This is a genomic window from Amycolatopsis pithecellobii (genome assembly GCF_009707865.1).
Classification (GTDB): domain Bacteria; phylum Actinomycetota; class Actinomycetes; order Mycobacteriales; family Pseudonocardiaceae; genus Amycolatopsis_E; species Amycolatopsis_E pithecellobii.
Genome location: NZ_WMBA01000018.1, coordinates 46,743 through 70,860 on the forward strand (window position 1 = coordinate 46,743; position 24,118 = coordinate 70,860).

The 24,118-nt window shown below is 70.0% G+C and carries 22 protein-coding genes; 10 read left to right on the plus strand and 12 right to left on the minus strand.

The genetic code is table 11. The features are described from left to right. Positions 1-33: 33 nt before the first annotated feature. The 3 genes from GKO32_RS14295 (at position 34) to GKO32_RS14305 (ending at position 2,328) form a co-directional block, all read left to right on the plus strand. On the plus strand, positions 34-705 hold the full coding sequence (locus GKO32_RS14295; protein ID WP_154757346.1) for a sensor histidine kinase: 672 nt from the start codon (positions 34-36) through the stop codon (positions 703-705). Next, a complete protein-coding gene (locus GKO32_RS14300; RefSeq protein ID WP_154757347.1) occupies positions 705-1,361 on the plus strand; it encodes a response regulator transcription factor in 657 nt (218 codons plus the stop codon). The genes GKO32_RS14295 and GKO32_RS14300 overlap by 1 nt, the downstream gene beginning before the upstream one ends. A gap of 157 nt (positions 1,362-1,518) precedes the next feature. Beyond that, entirely contained in the window at positions 1,519-2,328 is an 810-nt protein-coding gene (locus tag GKO32_RS14305) for an esterase/lipase family protein (RefSeq protein WP_312867916.1), read from the plus strand. Here the strand turns inward: GKO32_RS14305 and GKO32_RS14310 are convergent. The 7 genes from GKO32_RS14310 to GKO32_RS14340 form a co-directional block, all read right to left on the minus strand. Beyond that, a complete protein-coding gene (locus GKO32_RS14310) occupies positions 2,318-3,151 on the minus strand; it encodes an ABC transporter permease (RefSeq protein WP_154757348.1) in 834 nt (277 codons plus the stop codon). The two genes, GKO32_RS14305 and GKO32_RS14310, sit on opposite strands and share 11 nt — an antisense overlap. Continuing rightward, positions 3,148-4,059 carry an ABC transporter ATP-binding protein gene (locus GKO32_RS14315; RefSeq protein WP_154757349.1) on the minus strand — a complete coding sequence of 304 codons (912 nt, stop codon included), beginning with the start codon at positions 4,057-4,059 and terminating at the stop codon, positions 3,148-3,150. Before GKO32_RS14315 ends, GKO32_RS14310 begins: the two co-directional genes overlap by 4 nt. Further along, entirely contained in the window at positions 4,056-5,168 is a 1,113-nt protein-coding gene (locus GKO32_RS14320; RefSeq protein WP_154757350.1) for a hypothetical protein, read from the minus strand. Before GKO32_RS14320 ends, GKO32_RS14315 begins: the two co-directional genes overlap by 4 nt. Before the next feature lie 19 nt (positions 5,169-5,187). Further along, complete coding sequence (locus GKO32_RS14325; RefSeq protein ID WP_154757351.1) at positions 5,188-6,807, minus strand: L-lactate permease; 1,620 nt, start codon at positions 6,805-6,807, stop codon at positions 5,188-5,190. Positions 6,808-6,905: 98 nt separating this feature from the next. After that, a complete protein-coding gene (locus tag GKO32_RS14330) occupies positions 6,906-8,369 on the minus strand; it encodes an FAD-dependent oxidoreductase (protein WP_166459547.1) in 1,464 nt (487 codons plus the stop codon). A 46-nt stretch (positions 8,370-8,415) separates the two neighbouring features. After that, positions 8,416-9,351: a fumarylacetoacetate hydrolase family protein gene (locus tag GKO32_RS14335; RefSeq protein ID WP_154757353.1), complete on the minus strand. Its 936-nt coding sequence runs from the start codon at positions 9,349-9,351 to the stop codon at positions 8,416-8,418. Continuing rightward, positions 9,348-9,926: a VOC family protein gene (locus GKO32_RS14340; RefSeq protein ID WP_208024404.1), complete on the minus strand. Its 579-nt coding sequence runs from the start codon at positions 9,924-9,926 to the stop codon at positions 9,348-9,350. The genes GKO32_RS14335 and GKO32_RS14340 overlap by 4 nt, the downstream gene beginning before the upstream one ends. Before the next feature lie 182 nt (positions 9,927-10,108). Here GKO32_RS14340 and GKO32_RS14345 point away from each other — a divergent pair, with 182 nt between their 5' ends. From GKO32_RS14345 to GKO32_RS14370, 6 genes are read left to right on the plus strand one after another with little or no spacing between them, the layout of a single operon-like run. Continuing rightward, the gene (locus GKO32_RS14345) at positions 10,109-10,432 is read left to right on the plus strand and encodes a DUF485 domain-containing protein (protein ID WP_154757355.1); all 324 of its coding nucleotides are present in this window, start codon (positions 10,109-10,111) and stop codon (positions 10,430-10,432) included. Next, positions 10,429-11,952 (plus strand): solute symporter family protein, encoded by a 1,524-nt coding sequence (locus GKO32_RS14350; protein WP_154757356.1) that lies wholly within the window; start codon positions 10,429-10,431, stop codon positions 11,950-11,952. The genes GKO32_RS14345 and GKO32_RS14350 overlap by 4 nt, the downstream gene beginning before the upstream one ends. A gap of 28 nt (positions 11,953-11,980) precedes the next feature. Then, positions 11,981-12,931 (plus strand): alpha/beta hydrolase fold domain-containing protein, encoded by a 951-nt coding sequence (locus GKO32_RS14355; protein WP_154757357.1) that lies wholly within the window; start codon positions 11,981-11,983, stop codon positions 12,929-12,931. Next, positions 12,924-13,691 (plus strand): dienelactone hydrolase family protein, encoded by a 768-nt coding sequence (locus GKO32_RS14360; protein WP_166459548.1) that lies wholly within the window; start codon positions 12,924-12,926, stop codon positions 13,689-13,691. Before GKO32_RS14355 ends, GKO32_RS14360 begins: the two co-directional genes overlap by 8 nt. Continuing rightward, complete coding sequence (locus tag GKO32_RS14365; RefSeq protein ID WP_154757359.1) at positions 13,692-15,989, plus strand: CaiB/BaiF CoA-transferase family protein; 2,298 nt, start codon at positions 13,692-13,694, stop codon at positions 15,987-15,989. Further along, on the plus strand, positions 15,986-16,858 hold the full coding sequence (locus tag GKO32_RS14370; RefSeq protein ID WP_154757360.1) for a MaoC/PaaZ C-terminal domain-containing protein: 873 nt from the start codon (positions 15,986-15,988) through the stop codon (positions 16,856-16,858). Before GKO32_RS14365 ends, GKO32_RS14370 begins: the two co-directional genes overlap by 4 nt. Here GKO32_RS14370 and GKO32_RS14375 read toward each other — a convergent pair. After that, positions 16,828-17,832: an RNA polymerase subunit sigma-70 gene (locus tag GKO32_RS14375; protein ID WP_312867917.1), complete on the minus strand. Its 1,005-nt coding sequence runs from the start codon at positions 17,830-17,832 to the stop codon at positions 16,828-16,830. The two genes, GKO32_RS14370 and GKO32_RS14375, sit on opposite strands and share 31 nt — an antisense overlap. A gap of 92 nt (positions 17,833-17,924) precedes the next feature. Here GKO32_RS14375 and GKO32_RS14380 point away from each other — a divergent pair, with 92 nt between their 5' ends. Further along, a complete protein-coding gene (locus tag GKO32_RS14380; protein ID WP_154757361.1) occupies positions 17,925-18,839 on the plus strand; it encodes an SDR family oxidoreductase in 915 nt (304 codons plus the stop codon). A gap of 7 nt (positions 18,840-18,846) precedes the next feature. Here the strand turns inward: GKO32_RS14380 and GKO32_RS14385 are convergent, their stop codons facing one another. The 4 genes from GKO32_RS14385 to GKO32_RS14400 all read right to left on the minus strand — a co-directional run bounded on the left by GKO32_RS14385 (position 18,847) and on the right by GKO32_RS14400 (position 24,113). Then, complete coding sequence (locus GKO32_RS14385; protein ID WP_154757362.1) at positions 18,847-19,608, minus strand: trypsin-like serine peptidase; 762 nt, start codon at positions 19,606-19,608, stop codon at positions 18,847-18,849. Positions 19,609-19,702: 94 nt separating this feature from the next. Next, positions 19,703-21,409, minus strand: coding sequence for a N,N-dimethylformamidase beta subunit family domain-containing protein (locus GKO32_RS14390; RefSeq protein WP_246243700.1), 1,707 nt, complete (start codon positions 21,407-21,409; stop codon positions 19,703-19,705). 142 nt (positions 21,410-21,551) lie between these two features. Further along, complete coding sequence (locus GKO32_RS14395; RefSeq protein WP_154757363.1) at positions 21,552-22,412, minus strand: class II glutamine amidotransferase; 861 nt, start codon at positions 22,410-22,412, stop codon at positions 21,552-21,554. Positions 22,413-22,448: 36 nt separating this feature from the next. After that, on the minus strand, positions 22,449-24,113 hold the full coding sequence (locus GKO32_RS14400; RefSeq protein ID WP_154757364.1) for a tannase/feruloyl esterase family alpha/beta hydrolase: 1,665 nt from the start codon (positions 24,111-24,113) through the stop codon (positions 22,449-22,451). Positions 24,114-24,118: the final 5 nt, after the last annotated feature.

Genomic DNA, 24,118 nt, shown 5'->3' on the forward strand with positions numbered 1-24,118 from the left:
CGGCTAATGGACAGCCGTCCTCGAGGTGGCACGATGAATGCGTTTCCCGACCGGCGGCGGGACAGTGGCAGACGGCAGGCGGACCGGTACGCCGACGATCTCCGGGCGCTCATCCACGACATCGGGCACGCCGTGGCCGCCGCCAGTTATCTGGTGGACGCCGCGCTGTCCGAGGATGTGACCGAGGCGTCCGCGCGGCGGAAGCTCGAACTGGTGCGCGCGCAGACCCGCGCGCTGACCACGCTGATCGAGCAGGCGCTCCAGCCCGCGGTCGGCGGTGAGCCGGTGGCGGTGCGCTCGCTGCTCGCGCAGCTGACCGAACAGGCGGACGCGACGGGGCCGGCGCGGGTCACGCTCGTCGGCGGGCCGGAGCCGGTCACCGACCTCGACGGCGGCGTGCTGTGGCGCATTCTGTCCAACCTGATCGGCAACGCGGCCAGGGCGGCCGGCAGCGGTGGCACGGTTTCGGTCGCGATTACAGAGGTATCTCCCATTGTGGTCGAAATAGCCGACGACGGTCCGGGCATCGGCCTCGGCGAGCCGGGGTGGGCCTCGATGGGGCTGGCGACGGTGACGAGGCTGAGCCGGGCGCTGGGCGTGGACGTGTCCTTCGAAAGCCGCGCGCCGGCGGGGACGCTGACGCGGGTGAGCCTGGACGCCTACGGGGAGCGCAGCGGCGGCACCGCCGCCGGGAGGGATATCTGATGATCAGTGCGGTGCTGGGTGATGATCACGCTTTGCTCGTCGAAGCGATGATCCCGATGTTGACGAAAGCCGGGATCACGGTGGTCGCGTCGGCCTATGACTTCGGGAGCCTCGTGGCGTCCGTCCGTGCTCATCAACCGGATGTCTGTGTGCTGGATCTGCGCTTCGGCGACGACGACCACCACGACGGGGTGCCGGCCGTGCGGGCGGCGAGCCCGGGCACGAAGACCGTTGTGCTCACCGCCGATCCGACGATCGATTCGATGGTCGCGGCCGTGGAGGACGGGGCCGCCGCCTATGTGCACAAGTCGCGCGGATGCGCGAGCCTCGTCGCGACGATCGAGAAGGTCATGCGCGGTGAGCTGGTGACCGACCTGCCGATCCGAAGACGCCGGCGCGAATCCGCCGAAGCCGATCCCGAAGTGCTGCTCGCACGGTATCTGACCGTGCGGGAGCGGCAATGCCTCGAACTCCTTGTCGACGGGCTGCGCACGGACGCCATGGCCAGGCGGCTCGGGGTGTCCGTCACCACGGTGCGCAGTCACGTGCAGGCGCTGATGACCAAGCTGGGCGTCCACTCCCGGCTCGAAGCGGCCTCGTTCGCGGTGCGCCACGACCTGCTCGGCGAACCGGATCGGGCCGCGCTGCGCGGATGAGCGTGCCGCCGCGGCCCCCGACTGCGCGAGTTGCGCGTTCCGGTCGCGCGAGTTGCGCGTTCCGGTCGCGCGAGTTGCGCGTTCCCGTCGCGCGGAACGCACAACTCGCGCGACGGGAAGACTCAACTCGCGCCCAAGGGATCGGCACCATGGAAGGGTGCGTGTTCGGATCGGGTGGCGCGGCATCAGCCCGCGCCGGCGGCTGCTGCTGGCCGCGGTGGCGCTGGTGGTGCTCGTGGGTGCCGTCGCGGCTTTCGTCGCCGCGGGCGGCCGGAGTGCCACGCCGCGCAGCGGAACGCCCGCGCAGGACAAGCCGGGGACGGTGCTCCTGGTCCCCGGTTACGGCGGCGGGCAGGCCGCGCTCGACCAGCTCGCGGACCGGATCCGGCGGGGCACCGGGCAGGCGGCCGAGGTGCTGACCCTGCCCGGGGACGGCACGGGTGATCTCCTCGCGCAGGTCGGCGTGCTCACCGCCGCGGTGGAGCGGGCGTACGAAGGGGGAGCGCCGTCGGTCGACGTGATCGGCTACTCGGCCGGCGGGGTGGTGGCCCGGTTGTGGGTGGCTCGCGAGGGCGGCGAGCATCAGGCGCGCCGCGTCGTGACGCTCGGGGCGCCGCTGCACGGGACGCGGCTGGCGGCAGCGGGCGGAGCCGCCGTTCCCGGTGCCTGCCCGACGGCATGTCAGCAGCTGGCTCCGGGCAGCGCGCTGCTGCGGCAGCTGGAGCAGCAGGCGCTCCCGACCGGGCTGCCGTGGCTGTCGGTGTGGACCGAGCTCGACGAGGTGGTGACCCCGCCGGACTCCGCCCGGCTCGACGGCGCGGTCAACGTGCCGCTGCAGCAGGTGTGCCCGGGTGACCGGGCGGCGCACGGCGACCTGCCCACGGATCCGGAGGTCGTCGCGCTCGTCCTGCGCGCGCTGAGCACCGCGCCGATGACGGCACCGGCTCAGTGTCCGGTCAGCTCGTGATGTCCTTCGTCGTGAAGTTGGCCCAGGCCGCGCCGAAGAACACCACGATGTAGCCGGCCTGCAGCAGCAACCCGTGATCGATGTTGCGCCAGAACACCGGATCACGGAAGAAGTCGATCCAGGACAGCCAGTAGTGGGTCGGCAGGTAGGGCTTCACCGGCGCGGCCGCGTCGAGGGTTTCCAGCACCGAGCTGGTGATCAGCACGGCCAGACCGCCGAGTGCGGCGCCGAGCGCGGAGTCGGTCAAGGTCGACAGGAGCACCGTGATCGCGGCGAACCCGAGCATCGACAGCACGATGTAGGCGACCGCGCCGAGCAGCCGCAGCCCCAGGCCGGACGAGCTGAGCGGCGCGCCCGACAAGGAGATCACGCCGGCCGGCGGAGCTCCTGGGGCCACCGGAGCGCCGGTGCCGAACAGCAGCACTCCCAGCACCAGTGAGGTCAGGACGACGATCACGATGGCGGCGGTGACGTACACGGCGAGCGCGATCAGTTTCGCGGCGAGCAGCCGGGTCCGGCCGACCGGCCGGACGAGCAGGTACCGCAGCGTGCCGCCGGCGGCTTCCCCGGCGACCGAGTCCCCGGCGACGACCGCGACGGCGATCGGCAGGAACAGCGGCAGGACCAGGGCGAGCGCGGCGGCGGGATACAGCGAGCCGTCGTTCACCACGGCCGACAGGAACGCGCCGCCTTGCCCTGGCGGCGGCGGAAAATCCGCGGTCGCCAGGAACACCGCGACGATCGCGGGCAGCAGGCACAGCAGCGCCACGCTCGCCCAGATTCTTGGCCGCAGCAGGAGTTTCCGCAGTTCCACGCCGATCATCGGGCCTCCCCGAAGCGGTCCGATCCGGGTCCGGTGGCGTCGATGACGACTTGTTCCAGCGTCCGTCGTTCGGCGCGGATCGACCGTACGCGCACTCCGGCTCCGACGAGGCGAGCGTTCAGTGCCGCCGGATCGTCGTGCCGGATGACCAGCCGGTCGCCGTCGCGGGACTCGAGCTGCCCGTCCAGGACGGCGACGGCGTGGGCCGCGTCCGGCGTCGCGACGAGGACCCGCCCGGTCGCCGCACGTAGCACGGTGAGGTCGTTCTCGATCACGAGGCGGCCGCGATCGACGATCCCGACCCGCGTGCACAGCTGCTCGATTTCGGCCAGCAGATGGCTGGACAAGAACACGGTGGTCCCATCCTGGTTCAGCGCGGTGAGCAGTTCGCGGATCTCCTTGATGCCCTGGGGATCCAGGCCGTTCGTCGGCTCGTCGAGGATGAGCAGGCGGGGCCGGCTGAGCAGGGCGCCGGCGAGCCCGAGCCGCTGCCGCATACCCAGCGAATAGGTCTTCACCGGGCGCTGATCGACCGTGGCCAGCCCGACGCGTTCGAGCGCCTCGCCGATGCGGCGGCGCCGGGTCCGCCGGTCACCGCGCGGTCCGGCGGCGTCGAGCAACGCGAGGTTGCGCCGCCCGGACAGATGTCCGTACGCGCCGGGGCCCTCCATCAGCGCGCCGACGTCCGGGAGGACCTCGGCGATCCGTTTCGGGACGGGCCTGCCCAGCACCTCGATGTCGCCGCTGGTGGCGTACACCAGGCCGAGCACCATGCGCACCAAGGTCGTCTTGCCTGAGCCGTTCGGCCCGAGGAGGCCGTAGCGGTCGCCCTCGCCGACGTGCAGATCGACGGCGTCGACGGCCGGCGTGTGGCCGAACCGTTTGGTCAGCGCGTGCGTGACGATCATCGGCTGCTCCTGCCCGGACGGGAGAGTTCGTCGCCGGCGGCCTGTAACACCGGGGGCGTGACCAGGCCGGCCAGCAGATAGCCCCTGCGCGCACCATACGGTTGCACGATCGCGAGCGAGAGTGGCGCGATGGACAGGAACACCCCGGTGCCGCCCGCCAGCTTGACGGTCGCTCCGCCCGCCTTGGCCGCCGAGTCGGCCGCGGACCGGGCGATATCGGCACGCACGGCGGCGACGGCGAACGTGGTGAGGCCCGCACCGTACAACGCGGCGCCCTGGACACCGGCGACGTTCGCCGCCCGCATGACGCGGCCGTCGAGCGTCGCGGGCAAGCGGGCCCGGCCCAGTGTTCCCAGTGCGCTCGCGATGTCCGGGGCGTCGGTGACGCTGTATCCGGTGCCCGGCGCGGGCTGTGGCGCGGTGACCAGGGGAGCGGTCTGGTCGACCTCGTCGAACTCGGTGACCAGACCCGGCGCGTGCTGCCCGCGTGCCGTCACTTCGACGCGGACCGGCAGGCCGGTGACCGGGTCCGCCCAGACGTCGACCTGGCCGATGGTGGTGTCCGGGTCGTCGGGGTCGACTCGCAACCCCGACGCCGTGATCCCCGCGACGCGCCGGGGAGGCAACGTGGTCACGGCCTGCGCGGGCGCGGACTGCAGGAGCCACCGGGCAAGCTCCGGCGGCAGCAGATCACTCGCGCGAGGCAGGCGGACGGTCGGCGGGCCCCGAAGCTCGACGAGCGCGTTCGCGCTGTAGTCCCACGTGTACTCGCCCTCGGGCAGGCGGTAGATGTCGTGCTCGCCGGCGGTCGTGAGCACGGCGACGCGGTACCGGTCGGGACCGGCGTACCAGGCGCGCATGCTCGTCGTGCCGGAGAACAATGCCGAGACGTCGGCCAGGTTCGGCAGCTCCGGCAGCCCGAGCGACCCGGTGCTCTGCGCATGCCCTTGGTAGGGCGCGGTCACCGACCGCAGTACCAGCTCACGCAACCGCCCGGGATCGAGGGACTGCGTGGGCGGCCGCACCGCGTCCACGAGCAGCGGCGCGGCCACCAGCAAGGCGGCCGCGACCGCCACCACCGCCCACCGGCGCTGTTTCGCCTGCTGCATCACCGACAAAGCAGGCCGATCAGATTTGCATGGAGTTCGGGAGCAGGAAGTAGAACAGCGCCCCGATCCCGATCAGATACACCAGGATCACCAGTGTCCAGCCCATGTTGTGGCGGATGACATGTCCTTCCTGACGCACGAGGCTGGTCGTGGCCACCCCGACGCTGGCCGTCTGGGGCGCGACGGGTTTGCCGACCTCCGAGCCCACCGAGTTCAGTGCCGGGAACAGCAGGACGGGGGCACCGAGCAGCCGGCCCACCGTGGCCTGGAACTGGCCGAACACCGCGTTGGCCGAGGTGTTGCTCCCGGACAGCGCGACGGCGATCCAGCCGAGGATCGGCGCCAGCACGATGAACGCGGTGCCGACCTTCGAGAAGCCGTTGGCCATCGAGTTCGCCATGCCGGAGAAGTTGAACACCTGCGCCAGCCCGAAGATCAGCGGCCCGACGAGCAGTGCGCCCCACGTCTGCCGGAAGGTGTGGCTGAACACCTCGCGCAGCTGCTCGCGGCGGGGCCGCAGGTACGCGGCGATGAGCAGCCAGCTCACCAGGATGGCGGTGCCGGCGATGAACGGCGCGAAGCTCCACGTGGTGCTCGTCGTCTTACCGGTCAGCGAGGAGATCGCGGAGATCTTGGGCGCGAAGGGGATGTAGTTCGGAAGCGGTGACCACGGTCCGGTCCACGCGACCACGACCGCCACCAGGATCCCGAACGGGATCAGGCCCCGGGCCGCGCCGCTCGAGGGTGCCCTCGTCGCGCCGGGGGCGCTTCGCGGTACCTCCATCTCCGTCGGGGTGAGTTCGCGGCCCCCGAAGCCGAGCTGCACGGAGGGTCGCCAGAACCGCAGCAGGATCAGCAGCGCGCCGAAGCACACCAGGGAACCGATGATGTCGGGGAGGTACGGGCCGAGCCACTGCGACGTCGGGTACTGGCCGGCGATGTAGCCGAACGACCCCACGATCGCCAGCGGCCAGCCGGTGCGGAAGCCGCGCCGCCCGGCGACGAGGTAGATCAGCAGCCACGGTGGGGCCAGCGCGAGCACGGCGACGATCTTGCCGATCGCGGCGGACAGGCTGAGCAGCGGCAGGCTGGTCACCGCGGCGAGCCCGATCACCGGCGCGCCGAGAGCCCCGTAGGACACCGGCGCGTTGTTGGCCAGCGCGGCCACCCGCACCGCGGCCAGGTCCGCGATGCCGAACCCGATCAGCAGCGGCGCGACCACGGCCCACGGGTAGCCGAACCCCACGAGGCCTTCCATCAGCGCGCCGAACGCCCAGGCGATGAGGATCGTCTGCACCCGGATGTCGCCGGTCGCCTGACTCACCAGCCACCGCTTGAACCCGTCGAACGCGCCGGTCACCACGAGCGTGTGGTAGATGATCACCCCCCAGAACACGATCCAGTTGATCGACCAGAATCCGGTCGCCGCGCCGAGCCCGTACGCGGTGAAGGCGTCTTTGGCCGGCGTGTGCCAGATGAAGATGGCCTCGACCAGGGTGACGATGGCGCCGATGATCACCGCCTGCCACGCCGAGAGCCGCACCACCGCCAGCACTACGAGCAGGACCGCAACAGGTACCAGGGCCAGCAACGTACTACCCAGCACGCTGTGCACAGGATCGAGGATCTGAGTGAACATCCCGCATCACCTCGCGTCACGATGAGAGTCACCGGGCTACCCGAAAGTGTTGCTGCTCACACAGTAAACCTCCAGGTGGTTGGCGGGCAGCACTGTGTTCAGGCGCGCTTCGCGAACCAGCGGTCGATCTCGGCGCGGTCGAGGGACCCGGCGGCTGCCGCGGCGATGTGGCCGTCAGGGCGGAGCAGCACCGCGTCGAACCCGGTCAGCGAGTCCGGCATCCGGCGCAGCGGCTCCGCGCGCACCTGGTCCGGCAGTTCGTCGGGCCGTTCTCCGGTGGTGAGGAGCAGGAACCGCTGTTCGCGCAGCCGGTGGAAAAGCGGGACCCCGTCGTCGAGAACGAAATCCCGCAGCCGCCGCCCGACGACCGGCGGAGCGGCCGGGGACGCCGGGAGGTAACGGGCGGAGATACCGGACAGGTTCTCGGCCAGCAGCCGGTTGACGTCGGGGACCGGGATGAGCTCACCCTCGATCATGCGCTTGAGGGCGAGCATCTCGGGGGAGAACTCGAACTGCACGGCGCACTGCCGGCGTACGTCATCGAGCAGGCGCTCGATCTCGGGACGGCGTTCCGCCTCGTAGCTGTCGAGCAGGTCCGCCGCGCCCCAGCCGCGTACGGTCGCGGCGAGTTTCCAGCCGAGGTTGAACGCATCCTGCAGGCAGAAGTTCATGCCCACGCCCGAGGCCGGGTAGTGCACCCGGACCGATTCGCCGACCAGCAGCACACGCCGGTCCCGCATCGCGGCGGCCTGGAACATCGCGTTGTGAAACCGCGAGATCTTCGCCGATTCGATGCCGAAGTCGCGGCCGTAGATCCGCCGCAGCATGTGCTTGGCCTGCTCCAGTGTGACCGGCACGTCCCGGCCCTCGTACGAGGCGACGGCATCGATCAGGCCGAACCGCGTCACGCCCTTGCGGAGCGGGTACGCGAGTCCCCACCCGTTGAGATCGTTCGTGACGGTCACCGGGTCGGGGAAGGGAAAATCGAGTTCGGCGTCGACGTTGACGGCCGTGCGATCGGCTTCCTGGCCGTGCCACCCGATACCGGCCGCGCGGCGGATGGTGCTGTTCGCTCCGTCCGCACCCACCACATACCGGGCCTCGATGGTCGCCGGACCCCCGGTCTGCTCCACCTCGACCCGCACGTGGTCGTCGTGCTGGGTCAGGCCGGTGACGGCGGCCAGCCGCACGATGCGCGCCCCGAGTTCGGTGGCGCGGGCCGCCAGGATCCGTTCGACCTCCATCTGCGCGAACATCAGTACGTAGGGGAACGTGCTGTCGATCCGGTCGAAGCGGACGCCGTGAAAACCGGCCCAGATGCCGACCGTGGCCCGTGGGTCCTCGTGCAGTTCGAAGGCCCTCGTCAGTACCGGGTCGGCCAGGCCGCGGGAGTCGAAGATTTCGAGGACCCGCGAGGCGAGTGTCCCGGCCCTGGGCAGCGCCGGCTCGCCGCGCCGCTCGAGTACGACGACGTCGGCACCCGCGAGGGCGAGCTCGGTGGCGACCATGAGTCCGGACGGGCCGGCGCCGACGACGGCCACGTCACACTGCGCGGGGATCATGAAGGTCTCCTCGGGGTCAGTACCGTCCACAGTGGCCATTTCGGGGTCACGGCCGTGGTGCGTCGCGAGGCCGCAAGGGCAGCACCGCGGCGGGTTTCGTGACCGTGTTGCGCAACTCGCCGAGGCCCTCGATCGCGGCGATGACTTCGTCACCCGGTTTCAGCCAGGGATAAGTGGCGGCGTCGTGACTGCGGGACAGTTCCAGGATGCAGCCGGTGCCGCAGGTGCCCGAACCGATGACGTCACCGGGCCGGACCTCCGTACCGCGCGAGGCGTAGGCGATCATCTCGCCGAACGACCAGTACACATCGGACCACCGGGCGCGGGAGTAGCGGACACCGTTGACGCTGCAGGTCATTTCCAGCCGATAGCCGTTGCCCTCACGGAAGTCGGCGATCTCCTCGGGCGTGACGAAGTAGGGGCCGAGGCTGGTGGCGGTGTCCTTGCCCTTCACGGGGCCCATCGACAGTTTCATCTCGCGCTGCTGGACATCGCGGCCGCTCCAGTCGTTGAGCACGCAGTAGCCGGCGATCAGCTGATCGGCTTCCCGCGCCGACAGATCATGCCCGCCGCGTCCCACCACGGCGGCGACTTCGAGCTCGAAGTCGAAACAGTCCGCTCCCGGGGTCATCGCCACGGGTCCGCTGCCGATCACGGCGTAGGGGTTGGAGAAGTAGAACACCGGAAGCTCGTACCAGTCCGGCTCCATCTCCAGTCCCCGCCAGGCGCGTCCGGCACGGACATGTTGCTCGAAGGCGTAGAAGTCGCGCACGGTCGGTGGCGTGGCGATCGGCGACAGCGGAACCACGCCGGCCAGGGCCACGGCGGCGCCGCCGCGTAGGGCTGCCGCGCCCGCATCGTGCAACTCGCCGGCTTCGATGAGCGGAAGCAGATCTGTCGCGCCCTCGACGACACGCACGCTTTCCCCGTCCACCACACCGACCCGGACAGCGGAACCGTCTGCGTAACGGACGAACTTCATGGCCGTGTCCCCTCGCTCATGACCGTGTCACCGGCGATGCCCTGCTCTTGCGTCCAGGCGCGGTAGCTCTCCTCGGTGAAACCCGCTGCCCCGTTGCGTTCGACCGAAGCCCGGACAGCCTGCAAGAGCTCTTCCGGATCGGTCTCGATGTCGATGTGCTCGACGAACGGCTGACGCGCCAGGAGCCCGGTCTGCCAGTACACCTCACACCGGTTGCCCTCGGGGTCGAAGAAGTAGACGCCGATGGCGTTGCCGTGCGAGACAATCATGTCGAGCCGGACGTCATGTTCGCGGAACCGGCGGTAGAAGCCGAGCACGTCTTCGAACCGCTCGCACCGGAAGGACACCTGCTGGATGAGCTTGGCCTCCGCCGGCACGTTCCGGCCTTCGGCCAGCAGCAGCTCGTGGTGTTCGGTATCCGGCCGTGCGGACAGGAACCAGATGCCGAGCCGCTCGTCGTGATCGGTGACCGTGAGGCCGAGGATCTCCGTGTAGAAGGCCAGTTGGCGGTTCAGATCGTGGCAGCGAAGGCCGATGTGGCCCAGTTCCGCCACGGTGGGCCTTGGGGTGGTCACACCGCACCTCCGTGTTCTGTCCAGCAGACCATATTCTGGAACTTAATCCGCCGAACGGCCCCGCGTCAAACAGCGGCAACGATCTGGCATGACCCTTGACATGGTCTGCGGTGCGGAATCTATTCTCTCGGTCAGAACCGCGCGGATAGGTGATTCCGGTCCGGCGAGCGCAAGGAGGCGCTATGACATCCCCGACTTCGATGCCCTATGACGATGCCGCGATACGGCTCGCGGCCGAGCTGCGCAGGCGACGCCGGCGGCTGGTGGTGAAGCTCGGTCTGCCGTCACTGGCTTGTTACCTCACGTTCCTGGCCCTGATGGCGTTCGGCCAGGGGTTCCTGCGGGCCGGCATCCCGGGCGGGCTCAGCGTCGGCTGGGTCGTCGCGGCGGGAATCCTTCTCCTGCCCTGGATTGTGTGCGCCCTGTTCGCCCGCGGCGCGCGGCGCACCCTGGACAGCCTGCGCGCCGGTGAGGCCGTCGCGGCCCGCGAGGCGGTGCGCCGATGAGCGGGAAAGCGGTCGCCCTCATCCTGTTCACCGTGCTGGTCGTGGTGGGTATGGTGCTCACCTATCTCGCCGGGCGCCGCACCAGGACGGCGGGGGAGTTCTGGGCGGCGGGCGGGGCGATCAGCCCGGCCCGCAACGCCATCGCGACGCTGGGCGACTTCATGTCCGGTTCGGCGCTGCTCGGCGGGATCGGGCTGATGTTCCTCGTCGGCTACGACGCCTTGTTCTATCTGGTGCTCCCGTTGCTGGCCTGGATACCGATCATGCTGCTGGTGGCGGAGCGGCTGCGGAACCTCGGTGAGTACACGCTCACCGACGTGCTGGTCCGCCGCTTCCGTTCCGGGTCGTTCCGGATCGTGCTCGCGATCTCGACGCTGGTCATCACCGGGTTCTATCTGCTGGCGCAGCTGGTCGTCGCGGGCAATCTCTTCGCCTTGCTCTCCGGCATGAACTACACCGCGGCGGTCGTGCTCACCGGGGTGATCATGGTGCTGTACGTGGCGATCGGCGGGATGCACGGCGCGACGGTGATCCAGGTGGTCAAGGCCGTCCTGCTGCTCACTGTCCTGTTTGGACTGAGCGTGCTGCTGCTCGTCCGGTTCGGCGGCGATATCGGGGGCATGGTGTCGAAGGCGACCGCGCCGAACGGAGGTATGGACCCGCTCAAGCCCGGGAACCTGTTGAAGAGCCCGTGGAACATGCTTTCGGTTTCTCTCGCGGCGACGTTCGGCGTGGCCGGGCTGCCCCACGTGATGATGCGGTTCTTCACCGTCCGCGACGCCGTGCACGCCCGGCGTTCGGTGACGATGACCGTCGCGATGATCACCGTGGCGAGCGTGCTCATCGCTTTCGTCGGCCTCGGCGCGAGCGCGCTTCTGCGCCCTGAGACGAAGCAACTCGCGGCGACCGGCGGAAACCTGGTCACGCCCCGGCTTGCCGAGGCGCTCGGCGGCGCGACGACGCTCGGCATCGTGTCCGCCATCGCGTTCGCCACCGTGGTGGCCGTGGTGTCGGGACTGCTCGTCAACGCCTCCAGCGCGGTGGTTCGCGATATCTGGAGCCAGTTCGGCCGGGCCCGGTCGTCCGACCGCGAAGTGGGGCGTGGCCGGATCGCCACGGTGGCCATCGGCATCCTCGTGGTCGCGGTGGCCGTCGCACTCGGACCCGGTTTCAACGCGACCGTGCTCGTCACGCTGGCGTTCGGGATAGCGGCCAGCACGAACGTCCCGGTGCTGCTGTTCACCTTGACCTGGCGGCGGTTCACCAAGACCGGCGCCATCACCGGAGTGCTCACCGGCCTGACGTCGTCGGTCGTGCTCATGCTTCTCGGGCCCACGCTGTGGCCGGGTTCGCACCCGCCGATCAGCCTTTCGGACCCGACGCTGATCGCCCTTCCGCTGGGCATCATCGGCTGTGTCGCCGGCACCCTGCTGTCCCGCCGGCAGGCGGCGGGCGAGTTCGAGGAGATCCAGATCGAATCGGAGCTCGGCCGCAGATCCGTGCCCGCCCACGCCGACTGACCACCACGCGCCGAATCCGAGGTACGCCATGCCGTTGCTGCCCGAAATTGCCGCCTTCCTCGATGAGGTCCAGACCTCTGGCGTGCTCCCCGCCGAACGATATCCCGACGTCGCATCCGCCCGCGAAGCCGTCGCGGAACGCCGGCGGCGCCGGATGATCGACCTCGCGCCGATCGGCGGATACGAGGACACCGTTGTGCTGTCGGAAACCGATGTTCCCGTTCGGATCTACCGCCCGCGAGGGGCCGGACCCCATCCGATCGTGGTGTGGATCCATGGCGGTGGCTGGACTCTCGACGGAATCGAGGGCACGCACCCCGAGGCGGCGAGGGTGTGCCAGGAGAGCGATGCGATCGTGATCTCGGTCGGTTACCGGCTGGCCCCGGAGCATCCCTATCCCGCGGCGCTCGACGACTGCGTGGCCGTCGCCGCATGGGCGGAGGAGCACGCGGCGGCGCTCGGCGGTGACGGTTCGCTCGGCATCGGCGGCGTCAGCAGCGGCGGGAACCTGGCCGCGGCCGTCGCCCTGCTGGCCGCTCGCGCCGGGCGGCCTCGCTTCGCCTGCCAGGTTCTGGTCGTCCCGTGCCTCGACGCCGGATTCGAGTCGGAGTCCTGGAACCGCAACGGGACGGGCTATCTGCTGACCCGGCAGACGTGTGAGTGGTTCATCGCCAACTATCTGGACGACCCACGGCTTGCCGGCGACTGGAGGGTCTCGCCACTGCGGGCGAGCACGTTCGACGGCGTCGCCCCCGCCTTCATCCTCACCGCCGAATACGATCCCCTGCGCGACGACGGCTTTCGCTACGCCGAACGGTTGAGGCAAGCGGGCGTGTCCGTGCACCACACCGATGTCGAAGGGGTGATCCACGGGTTCCTCGGTCAGATCGGGCCCATCGCCCCGTCCGAGAAGGCCTTCGCGGACATCGGATCCGCGTTCCGCCGCCATCTCCGGCACGATGTGGGATCCCATGCCTGACAACGATTTCCGCCCGGCCGGCGCCTCGTCCTTCGCCCCCGGCACGCTCGGCGAAAATCCTGACCGCAGCCGGGACCCGGTCCGCGCGAGAGTGACCGAGACCTATCTGGGCGACGGAACACCGGTCCTGATGGCCGAACCGCTCGGCGTGCCGGCAACCCGGGACGTCGTACTTTCGGCTTCACTGCGCGGATTCACCGGTATGTACACGGAATTGTGCCTGCGACTGGCACAGCGGCATCGGTGGCGAATCGCCGCCCCTGAACAGTTTCCCGGCCTGCAGCACCTCGACGAACAAGCCCGCACGCGGCAGGTGGCGCAGTTCGCCGACGATGCCAAACTCGACGCGCTCGAGGCCGCGGCCAGTCTGCTCACCAGCGGCCCGGTCGCGCTCATCGGCTTCTGCCTTGGCGGGATGTACGCGCTCAAGGCCAGTGGGCGGCCGCGGTTCGACCGCATCGTGTCGTTCTACGGCATGGTGCGACTGCCCGAGCACTGGCGTGCGCCGGGCCAGGCGGAGCCGCTCACGTGCCTGACCCGCACGGAGCGGGTACTGGCGATCGCCGGTGAGCGTGATCCGCTGATCCCTGCCGAGGATCTGGCGCAGCTGCGCGCGTCAGGCGTGCGAACGCTGACCTTCCCTCAGGCGGGCCACGCTTTCGCCCACGACCCGTCGCTGTCGTCCTATCGGACCGCCGATGCGACGACGGCCTGGCAGGCGGCGGTCGCGCAATTGTCCATCGAGACGAAGGAGGACTAGATGGACCTGGCCCCGTTGAGCGGGTTCCGGATCCTCGACTTGTCCGACGGTGTGGCCGGCCAGTTCGCGGCGCGCATCCTCGCGGACCTCGGCGCCGAGGTGCTGCTCGCCGAGCCGCCTTCCGGTAGCCGGGTGCGCACCCTGCCGCCGCGCAGCGCGGTCGGTGACTCGGCCCTGTTCTGGCACCTCAACACGGGCAAGACCGCCATTGCGGCCGGGGAGATCCGGCGCCTGGCCGGGGCGAGTGATGCCGCGATCGTGGACGGCAGCACGGATGCTCAGCTACTCGCGATGCTCGGCGAGGAGCCGGGGCTCGTGCTCTGCCGCGTCACCGACTTCGGCGAGGGGCCCTACGCCGGCTGGCTGGGCAGCGAGATGATCCACCAAGCCCTGTCCGGGCTGATGTTCATGACCGGCCGGGGGGATCGTGAGCCGCTGTACGGGTCGGGCCACCGGGCGTACTACTCGGCGGGTGCGGCCGCCGCCGCTGCGACTCTGGCCGCGCTGCTCGTGCAGCGGCGATCGGGCGTGGGGCAGCGGGTCGAGCTCAGTGTCCACGAGGTGGCCGCGGCCATGTCGCAGAACCTGGTCACCCAGTATTCCTACAACGGCAGCTATCCGACCCGGCACAAGTACGCCGGCGCCTGTGACATCTTCGCCTGCCAAGACGGGTGGGCGGTGCTGTTCTGCCCACCGGGCCGGTGGACGAAACTGTGCCAGGAGCTTGGCGTGCCGGGCCTGGGCGGTGATCCGCGTTTCGCGACCCATGCGCAGCTCGTCGAGCGGTGGGAGGACGCCGCCGCGGGACTCGCACCGGTGCTGAAGGACCGCTACGTGGGAGACGTGCTCGCCGCGGCGAAGCGGGCCAGGGTCATGGCCGCGCCGGTGATGAGCCTCGCCGATGTCCGAGCCTGCGAACACCTGGCGGCGCGCGACTTCTGGCGCAGCGTCGACCATGACGGCCGGGAACGGGCTGTCCTCGGGCCGCTGTTCCGGATGAGCGCCACGCCGCCGTCCGGCCCGCGCCCCGCACCGGACCGTGGCCGGGCGGACCGGGCATTGCCGCTGGCCGGGGTGAGGGTCCTGGAGCTGACCACCGCGTGGGCGGGGCCGATGGCCGCCAGGATCCTGGCGGCGTTCGGCGCCGACGTCATCAAGGTCGAGGCGGCGACCGCACTGGACTCCTGGCGCGGGCCTGCCGCCGGTGGCGAGCCGAACCGCTATCCGGACCTCGACCCTGGCACGCGGCCGGTCAACCGCAACAGCTGGTTCAACACGCAGAACCACGGAAAGCGCTCGCTGGCCCTCGACTTGAAATCCCGAGCCGCCGCACCGATCCTGGCCCGGCTGGCCGCCGGTGCGGACGTCGTGCTGAGCAACTATGCGACCGGCGTGCTGAGCAGACTGGGCCTGGGCTACCCGCAGGCCCGCCGGCTGCGTGAGGACATCATCGTGGTGGAGATGCCGTCCACCGGCGCCGGCGGGCCGCTGACGGACTTCCTCGGGGTCGGGCCGACCATGGAGGCGCTGGCGGGTATGACCTGGCTGAACGGGTACGGCGATGGGGTGCCCGTCCGGACCGGCCCGGCTTATGCGGACCCGATCGGCGCGCTGACGGGGGTCTGCGCGGTGCTGGGCGCGCTGCATGCCCGCGAGCGCACCGGCCACGGTCAGTACGTCGAGTTCGCCCAGCGGGAGGGACTGCTGCACTGGATCGGCGAGTTTCTCCTCGCCGATCCCGCAGCCGACTTCTCCCCGCACGGCAACCGCAGCAGGCACGCCGCACCCCACGACGTCTATCGCTGCGCCGGTGCGGACCGCTGGCTGGCGATCGCCGTGCTCGCCGACTCCCAGTGGCCGGCGCTGTGTACCGCGATCGGCCGCCCGGACCTCGCGTCAGATCCGGGCTTGTCCACTGTGGACGGACGGCTACGCCGGGGCCGCGAGATCGACAGCGCCCTCACGGCCTGGACCGTCAAGTACGACAACGTCACCGCCGCCGGGATCCTCCAGCGGGCGGGTGTGCCGGCGGCGCCCGTGCTCAGCGGCCGGGATCTGCACGACGACCCGCAGCTGGCCGCGACCGGGCTGCATGTCGAGGTGAGCCATCCCGAGGCCGGGTCTCACCGCTACCAGGGACTCCCGTTCCGGTTCAGCGAAACTCCCGCTCGCTACGGTGCGCCCGCCCCGTGTCTGGGCCAGCACACCGAGCAGATACTGCGCGAGGTCGGCCTGGGTGACGACGAGATCGGCGCGCTGGTGCGAGATGGGGCCGCGACCGTCTGGCAGCCCTCATGAACGCGCCTGTGGTCGACGAGGCTCGGTCCTGGCAGGGGTATGAGTCGCCGGAAGTCCCGGTTCGCTGGGACTTACGGGATGTGCTGACCTATGCCGTCGCCGTCGGTGCCGACCCTGCGCGGGATGGTCCCTACCTGGACGAAGCGGCGGGCCCGCTCATCCTGCCGACTTTTGCCACGTTCGCGGCCGGTCCCTGGACTCCTCACCTGCACCGCACGATCTGGGCCGGCCGCCACGGTGCGGCGGCGAGCATCGCGTACCGGGTGCACCGGCCGGTGCCACTGTCCGGCACAGCCACCACCCGGGTCCGCGTCAGCGGTTTCGAGGTCAAGCCGACGGCGCTGCTGGTCTGGCTCACGACGAGCACGACTGGTCCGGATGGTCCGCTGCTCAGCGGCCGGCACAGCGTGCTCTTCCAGGGCGGCGGAGCCCGGCGGACGAGCGGCGACACCGGGCCCTGGGCGGGGCCCGTCCCCGCGACCGGCGCCGAGGTCCTGACCGCCGAAGTGCGGGTGGACCCACGCGCGATCGCCCTGTACCGGCTGTTGCTACCGCTGGTCCCTGGCCGGCAAGGTCCAGACCTGCAGCACGTATCCGCCGAGGCGTCGGCGGCAGCCGGGCTGGGCGCCCCGGCACTACACGGAGCGGCCGTCCTTGGCCATCTCGGGCTCGCGATGACGCGGATACTCGGCGGCCGGATTGGCGGTGTCGGAGGGTTCGGTGCGCGTTTTCGGGCGCCGGTGCGCCCGGGTGATCGGCTCGTCGTGAGCGCATGCCCGCCTGAGCGGGGCGAGGGGTGGGCCGTGCGGGTGAGTGCTGAGGGCCGGACCGTGGTGGATCAGGCGTGGCTGGAGACCAGGTCGTCGTGACGTCCACTGTGGACTCCCGGTGACCCTGTGGAGAGCCGATCGGGGAGGCCGAACAGGCGGAACAGGCGCGGGTCCAGGTGCATGTCGATCGCGGCGATGCGGCCGTCTCGGACGGTGACGAGCTGGATGGCGAAGGCGTGCGGAGGCTGCTGCCCCTGATCGGCGTGGTAGATCGCGAAGGCCGGCGAACCGTTGGCCTTGACCGGTATGGCTCTGGCGCCGCGGCACGGGCTGGCTTCGCGGAGGAACCACCGCTCGAGCTGGGACCGGCCCGCCAGCCACAGTCCGTACGGCGGCATGGACAGCGTCGCGTCGTCGTGCAGCAGTGCGGTCAGGGCCGGGATGTCGTACCGCTCGAACGCGTCGACGAAACGTTCGAGCAGAGCCTTTTGGTCCGCGGTGAGGTCGGCGGCCGGGGCCGGCCTGGTCGCGAGGCGCCGGCGAGCTCGCCGCAGCAGCCCGTTCGCGGCGGCGACCGTGATGCCGAGGAGCGTGGCGGTCTCGTCCGCGCTGAGCTTGAGGACGTCGCGCAGGATGAGGGTTGCGCGCTGCGTGGGGGAGAGGCAGTGCAGGGCCGCGACGAACGCGAGGCGGACCGACTCGTGCAGGACGGCGATCTCAGCCGGGTCTTCGCCGGGCGGCAGGAGCCAGTTGTCGGGTGCCGGCGCGATCCATCGACGGTCGTCTCGCCGGCCCAGCGGGGCGCCGGCGTCTCCGGCAACAGTGACGTCGACCGGCTGTTCCCGCCGGGGCCGCTGCCTGAGCAAATCCAGGCACACGTTGGTCGCGATCCGGAACAACCACACCCGCAGCGATGAGGTCCCGGCGAACCCGTCGTGGCCGCGCCAGGCCCGCATCATCGTCTCCTGGACGGCTTCCTCCGCGTCCAGCGGCGAGCCCAGCATCCGGTAGCAGTAGCCCAGGAGTTCCTGCCGGTGCAGCGCGTCGATCTCGTCCCAGGTCACGGCACGCACAACACGGCGCCACCTCACCGGATTCCCGCCGCGCGGTCAATTCCGCCCGCGCGCTTCGTCTACAGGGATAAGACTCGACGAAGGAGTAACCGATGATCCTCATTACCGGCGCGACCGGGCTGACCGGATCGGCCGTGGTGCGTGAGTTCGTCCGGCAGGGCCGTCCGGCACGCATCCTCGTCCGCGACCCGGCCAAGATCCGCGCGTCCGCACCCGGTATCGAGACGGTCCAAGCCGACCTGCTTGTGCCGGACACTCTCCCCGCGGCGCTGGACGGGATCGACACGGTCGTCCTGATCTCCGGCGCCGATGACCGGATGGTCGAGGCGCAAGGCAACCTGATCGACACGGCCGTCACCCACGGGGTCGACCACATCGTGAAAGTGTCCGGGATGGGCGCGGATCCGCGCTCCCCGTTCCGGTTCGGCCGCTTTCACGCGCAGATCGAGCACCACCTTCAAACGGCCGGCGTCGGCTGGACACTGCTTCGCCCCAGCCAGTTCATGCAGGTCTACTACCGCGAAATCCCGACGATGCTGGCCGACGGGACGCTCGCGCAACCGCTCGGCGACGCCCGGCTGGCGCCGATCGACGTCGAGGACATCGCCAAGGTCGCGTACCTGATCGCGACCGGGGGCAGCCACCGATCGGCGAGCTACGAAATGACCGGGCCGGAAGCGCTGACCATGACCGAGGTGTGCGCGATTCTGACGTCCGTGGTCGGGAGCCCGGTCCGCTATGTCGACATCGCGCCCGAAGACAAGCACCGGCGACTTCGAGCGGCCGGGCTCCCGCCCCGCTTCGCCGACGACCTCGACGACCTGTTCCGCCTTCGCCGGAACGGCGGGCCGGAGTCCCACGTCGCCGTCGAAGTGTTCGAACAACTCGGCCTCCGGCCCACCTCCTTCGCCGAGTTCGCGCAGCGCTCCGCAACGATCCTCCGGGGAACCTCGGCACCGGAGACCTTGTGGGCCTCGGGCTGGCAGAACACGGACGCCGCATCCTGAGGTGGCCTCACCGCACGGCGGCGTCGAACAGGGTGTGGATGTCCTCGTCGAAATAGGCGCTGTAGGAGACATCGGGGGTGTCGCCGCCCTGTTCGTAGCCGCCGATCACCCCGACCACGACGCCGCTCCCGGTCAGCGGGTCGACCGCGGTGAGCCAGGGGCCGCCGCTGGTGCCGTCGGGAAACCCCGGGCAGGCGATTCGCTGCTGGTAGGCGAAAGCCTGCGTCGTGGTGTTACGGCAGATCACCGGCGACGGCGCGTCGCCGGGATAGCCGACGAGGGTGACGTCGTTGGCGAATCCACGGTTGACCCCCAGCTCCTCGCCACCGGTCAGGTCCTGCACCGGCTCCGGGTTTCCGGCCTGCCGCACGGTCAGGAAAGCGAAGTCCAGATCCGGGTCCGCTGTCGCCGTCCAGCCGTCCGGCACCAGCACGCCGGTCACCGTCCACATGCCATACGGCGCGACACCATCGTGGTAGCCGGGTGCGAAGGACAGGTCCGTGCCGGCCTGGACACAGTGCGCGGCCGTCAGCACGAGATCACCGATGGGGCTGTCGACGACGCTCGCGGTACAGAAATGCGCGCCGTCGCGGAAAAGCGCGCCGACCGCGGCGAACGACGGCGAGGACACGACCCCGGTGGTGGTCGTGGTGTTGCGGACGTTGGCCGTGGACACCGGCATCGGGCGGTCGGCGGCCGGGGTGCCGGCCCCGACGAGCGCGACGGCCATCAGCACCACCGCACACGATCGCCACCAGACCTGCCGCATACCCTCCACCTCACCACAGAACCTGGCGGAACCCGGCCGGCCGCCGCTGGTCCACAGGAAAGTCACAGGCGCGCGTCCGGACCATCGGAAGCGGTCACCGGGTGGTGGAGTTGTCCGGTGGCAGCGTCGCTGCCGGATTCGGGGTGGCGCCGGGAATGGTGAGGGCGGCGAGGTTGTCGCGGGCCGGGTGGGTGCGTCCGGTGGGCCCGGCGGCGTAGGCGCGCAACAGACGCAGGGTGATCGCGGTGATGGCCTGGTTCGCCGTCCGGTCGTCGTGGTCGGCGTCGCAGCCCGGACCCAGCGCGCAGATCCAATACTGCGTCCCGGCGGCGAACACCGCGGCGCCGCTGGGTGTGGTGTAGTAGCTGGTGTCCGCGAAGTCGGGCCGGCCCCCACAGGTCAACGGGGAGTGGAACAGCACGTCGATCGGGCGTGGCGTCGGCACCGCGAGGTCGACGCGCTGGTACTCGTTGCCGACCAGCCCGGGCAACGTCTGTCCGTTGTGGACGATCCCGGTGAGCAGCCAGTTGTCTTCGGCGGCCACGCGCAGATCGGCGTGGACCGGGTTGCAGTGATAGAAACCGCCCAGCAGCACGCTTTCCGGGCGCGGGAACGGCGGGGAACGCCATTCCGGGGTGGCCTCGAGCGGATCGCTGAGATGCGCCGGGTCCTCGGCGAACGACTTGTAGTCCACTTCGATCCGGTCGGGGCCCAGCGGGCTGGGCTGGAACCGGATGTGCCGGTAGATCTCGTTGCCGCCGAAGAACGCGACATTGACTCCGCGGTCGCGGGCGGCCGTGACGTTCTGCCGCATCGCGGTGGACCAGTATTCGTCGTGGCCGAGCGTGACGATCGCCGCGGCGCCGTCCGCCAGGTGCGGATCGGCGTGCAGGTCGGCGTCGGTCGCGTAGCCCAGCGGCAGCCCGGCCTGCTCGGCGAAGCGCAGGAAAGGCAGCTCGAAGAACAGAAAATCGCCCGCACCCTGCATGTCCTTGGCTTGGTACGGGCGGTCGAACGACACCGCACGAGACCGCTGGGCTTTCGCTCCGCTGGGCGAGCTGTACAGGCTGTATCCGCCCCACCGGTTGTAGGCCTGCCAGGTGGTGACGGCGTTGACGACCACGATCTTCCCGGCATTGGACGGACTGCGCACGGTCAGCGGGACGAACTGCTGGGCGCCGTTGTCGCCGTCGAGCCGGAACAGGTAGTCGCCGGGCTGCCAGCCGGTGGTCGGCACGGTGAGCGAGGGCTGCCACGGCGCAATCACGGTGTTGGTCGGCGCCTGCACGACGGGCGCCGCTTGCCGGTGACCGGGTTCGGTGGCGGACTGCCACACCCGCAGCGCATCGGAGTCGCGGTAGGCCCCCATCCGGTAGGCGGTGACGGTGTAGCCGGCGGCTGTGGTGCTCACGAACAGGTGCACGTCCTGCCCGGGCAACACCGAAGTGTGGTCCGCGAATCCCTCGATCGCGTGCTCCGGCCCGGGATGGCCGAGCTGCCAGCCCGGGGTGCCCGCCGGAGGCTCGGGTGTGCCTGCGGGGACGGGGGCGGACGAGGGCGGCGTGGCCGGATGAGGGCCGTCCTGCGGTGACGCCGTGCACGCTGTTACCAATCCGACCGAAAGCAGGCAGACCCCGAGCAGCACGTAACCGTTGCCACGCAGGCCGGATAGCCATGACTGTGGTCGGATCAGTAACGAACGGCACAGTATCGCCACGGCGCACAACGCCGCCAAGGCCGCCCGGATACCTCTTGTCACTCCCGAATCTTCCCCGGCGTGGCCGAAATGCGCAGTGTTCATCAGGGTGACTTTCGTCGGGTGAGTTCCCGGCGATTCAATTCGCGATCGCGGTTATCGGCAACATCTTTTTTTTGTTGCAGCGTGCTGTTTCTCGGGCATCCGGCCGAGTTCGTCGCGGCCTGATTCCGGCGCACTCGCCGGATCAGCGCGGGGCCTGTGACGCGGCGGCATGCGCGCCGAGCTCGGCGAGGGTGAGCCGGTGCCGGGGCGGCCGGTCGAGGACGGTGCGTCTGGTGACGGCGAGGTCGGGCCCGACGTGGAGCAGCTCACCGGGCGCGAGGTCCTGCCAGCCCGGGTCTTCGTCCATCCGCTCGCTGGCCACCACAACGGCGGCGTGCTCGACCAGCGCACCGGAATGGGCGCGCAGACGGGTGCCGGCGTGATCCAGATGCCGGTCGCCATGCTGTCCGCCCGGTGCGCGGCGCAGGACGAACAGATCGTGGGTATCGGGGTAGCGCAGCGCCCACAGCTCGGCCGGGGTGGTCAAGACCGCATTGAGCGCGTAGACGGGCAGGTGCCCGGCCACCCACTGGGCAGCGGCGGCGATCCCGGCGCCGACGTCGCCCTGAGCGCCGATGTGCGCGGTGATGAGGGCGAAGAACCGTTCCGAGTCGGTGTCGCCGCGCACCAGATCGCGATGCTCGCCCAGTTCTTGGTCCAATGTGGACAGATCGCCGATGACTCCGTTGTGGGCGAACAACCGGCCCTGTTGCTCGAAGGGGTGCGTGTTGACCGGATCGACCCCGCCGGTGGAGGCGTAGCGGATATGTGCGACGAATGTGGTGGACTCGCAGTCCTTGGCCTCGCGGGTGAACTGTTCGTCCTCGTACGCGGCCAGCGGCTGCTTGCGCAGGTCGGGCCGGCCGTCGGCGGTGAAGATCCCCAGCCCCGTGCCGTCCGGCTCACGGTGGCTCTGCCGGGCCAGGCTGTCCGGCGCGTCCAGCAGCCAGAACGTGGCCCGCACCCGCTCCGGTGCGGCGGACATTCCGAACAAGCGGCACATCGTGCCGGGCTACCCCGGATGATGCGGCCCGACACGTCACCGGGTGCAGGTGAAGCTCGCCGCGCTGTTCGGATCACCCGCGCGATACCGGGGCCAGGCCGGATATTCGCACAGTGGACGGGTGCGGTTGTGGCTCACGTCGGCCACGACCGGGTTCGCCGGTGGCTGCCCGTTTTCCACCCAGCGTTCGAGCGCGGAGAGCGAGTCCCAGCCGGCGGCGAACGCCGGCGTGCCGAAGTTCGCGTGGTTCGCCCCGGGCACGACGTAGTACCGCAGGAAGGCGCGGGTCGGCCCGGCGCCCAGCACGTCGCGGACTCGCTCGTAGTAGTCGCTCGTCGAGCTGGGGGAGACCAGTTCGTCCGCGGCGCCGTGGAGCAGGATCAGCTTGCCGCCGGCACGGGCGAACGGGCCGAGATCCGCGTTGTTGCGGTCCTCGATGGTGGACAGGTCACTGATCCGGTCGAGCCATTTCCCGGGGTTCCGGGGATCCACGCCGAGAGAGTTGTAACGACTGTCCCGGGTCAGGAAATACTTGACCCATTGATCCCAGAATTGCAGCCCATAACCGCTCGTCACCGGCATCGGATCGGCCGGTGCGGTGGTGCCGAACCCGAGGAACGGGGTCCGCATATCCGCCCCGGAGAGGAAGGGGAAACCGGGGTATCCGGTCTCGCCGCTGGCGATCCGATACGGCCACCTGAACGGGGAGGACATCGCGGTCACGGCCGTGATCTGGGCGTCCGACAGACAGGCCGGGCCGGCATCGATACCGCCGATGCAGCGCAACGCGCGAGGATCGAAACGGCAATTGCTCCAGTTCGAGACGACCTTGTCCGTGACCCCGTCCAGACCATCGCATGCGGTGATGACGCTGTTGTAGAGGAGAGTCTGTTTTTCGACGCCGGGAAATGCGCCGGGGCGGGACAGCACCTGCGCCAGATATCCCAGGTCCAGAATTTCACTGAGATTGTTCCAGGCGGGATAGGCGGAGATCACGCCGTCGAAAGCGGTCGGCCACCGTTGCGCTACGTTGAGGGCTTCGCGGCCGCCGGTCGAACCTCCCGCGAAATAGACCTCGGCAGATTTCGTGTGGTAGGCGTGGCGGATGAGGAACAGGCTCGCGTCAAGGGTCTTCTTGAGTGCGTCACCGGCCGCAAAATTGGTCAGCGCCTCGTCGTTCGCCCCGAATGATCCGTCCAAAGTGGGCAGGACCGCCGGGTTCTGCTGGTGGCCGGAGTCGCTGGCGAACGTCGCATAGCGCCGGGCCAGCGGCGCCGGCTGGTCCGCGGGGCCGAACGGGACATTCGAGGTCAGGTCGGGAATCGTGCCGTTGTAGCCGCCGCCACCGAACATCATCGCCTTGCGATTCCAGCCGTAGGGCAGGTCGGCGCGCATCTTGATATCGGGCGCGGCGGGATCAACGGGAAAGAGGTCGGCGTCGATCTGGCAGTACTCGATGGTCTGACCACTGACAACGCTCGTCGTGACCGAGGCCGAGGAGACGCGACCGCCCGATGTCGGCAGGCTCATGACCGATGATGGGATCTCCAGCTGAGCCAATCCGGCGCACCCCGGGTCCGTCGCCGCGGGGGCCGATTCGGCCGCGGGGAACGGAGCCACGCCTGCCAGCACCACCATGGTCGCCAGTACGGCGAGCCGGCGGGTCCTGGCGCCCCTTGCGGCTGTTCTCGCTCTGGTCATGGGAA

Excerpts from the sequence above, each read along its gene's own strand:
- GKO32_RS14295 (WP_154757346.1), top strand. The coding sequence starts at position 34 with ATGAATGCGTTTCCCGACCGGCGGCGGGACAGTGGCAGACGGCAGGCG.
- GKO32_RS14300 (WP_154757347.1), top strand. The coding sequence starts at position 705 with ATGATCAGTGCGGTGCTGGGTGATGATCACGCTTTGCTCGTCGAAGCG.
- GKO32_RS14310 (WP_154757348.1), bottom strand. The coding sequence starts at position 3,151 with ATGATCGGCGTGGAACTGCGGAAACTCCTGCTGCGGCCAAGAATCTGG.
- GKO32_RS14315 (WP_154757349.1), bottom strand. The coding sequence starts at position 4,059 with ATGATCGTCACGCACGCGCTGACCAAACGGTTCGGCCACACGCCGGCC.
- GKO32_RS14320 (WP_154757350.1), bottom strand. The coding sequence starts at position 5,168 with ATGCAGCAGGCGAAACAGCGCCGGTGGGCGGTGGTGGCGGTCGCGGCC.
- GKO32_RS14325 (WP_154757351.1), bottom strand. The coding sequence starts at position 6,807 with ATGTTCACTCAGATCCTCGATCCTGTGCACAGCGTGCTGGGTAGTACG.
- GKO32_RS14330 (WP_166459547.1), bottom strand. The coding sequence starts at position 8,369 with ATGATCCCCGCGCAGTGTGACGTGGCCGTCGTCGGCGCCGGCCCGTCC.
- GKO32_RS14335 (WP_154757353.1), bottom strand. The coding sequence starts at position 9,351 with ATGAAGTTCGTCCGTTACGCAGACGGTTCCGCTGTCCGGGTCGGTGTG.
- GKO32_RS14345 (WP_154757355.1), top strand. The coding sequence starts at position 10,109 with ATGACATCCCCGACTTCGATGCCCTATGACGATGCCGCGATACGGCTC.
- GKO32_RS14350 (WP_154757356.1), top strand. The coding sequence starts at position 10,429 with ATGAGCGGGAAAGCGGTCGCCCTCATCCTGTTCACCGTGCTGGTCGTG.
- GKO32_RS14355 (WP_154757357.1), top strand. The coding sequence starts at position 11,981 with ATGCCGTTGCTGCCCGAAATTGCCGCCTTCCTCGATGAGGTCCAGACC.
- GKO32_RS14360 (WP_166459548.1), top strand. The coding sequence starts at position 12,924 with ATGCCTGACAACGATTTCCGCCCGGCCGGCGCCTCGTCCTTCGCCCCC.
- GKO32_RS14365 (WP_154757359.1), top strand. The coding sequence starts at position 13,692 with ATGGACCTGGCCCCGTTGAGCGGGTTCCGGATCCTCGACTTGTCCGAC.
- GKO32_RS14370 (WP_154757360.1), top strand. The coding sequence starts at position 15,986 with ATGAACGCGCCTGTGGTCGACGAGGCTCGGTCCTGGCAGGGGTATGAG.
- GKO32_RS14380 (WP_154757361.1), top strand. The coding sequence starts at position 17,925 with ATGATCCTCATTACCGGCGCGACCGGGCTGACCGGATCGGCCGTGGTG.
- GKO32_RS14385 (WP_154757362.1), bottom strand. The coding sequence starts at position 19,608 with ATGCGGCAGGTCTGGTGGCGATCGTGTGCGGTGGTGCTGATGGCCGTC.
- GKO32_RS14390 (WP_246243700.1), bottom strand. The coding sequence starts at position 21,409 with ATGAACACTGCGCATTTCGGCCACGCCGGGGAAGATTCGGGAGTGACA.
- GKO32_RS14395 (WP_154757363.1), bottom strand. The coding sequence starts at position 22,412 with ATGTGCCGCTTGTTCGGAATGTCCGCCGCACCGGAGCGGGTGCGGGCC.
- GKO32_RS14400 (WP_154757364.1), bottom strand. The coding sequence starts at position 24,113 with ATGACCAGAGCGAGAACAGCCGCAAGGGGCGCCAGGACCCGCCGGCTC.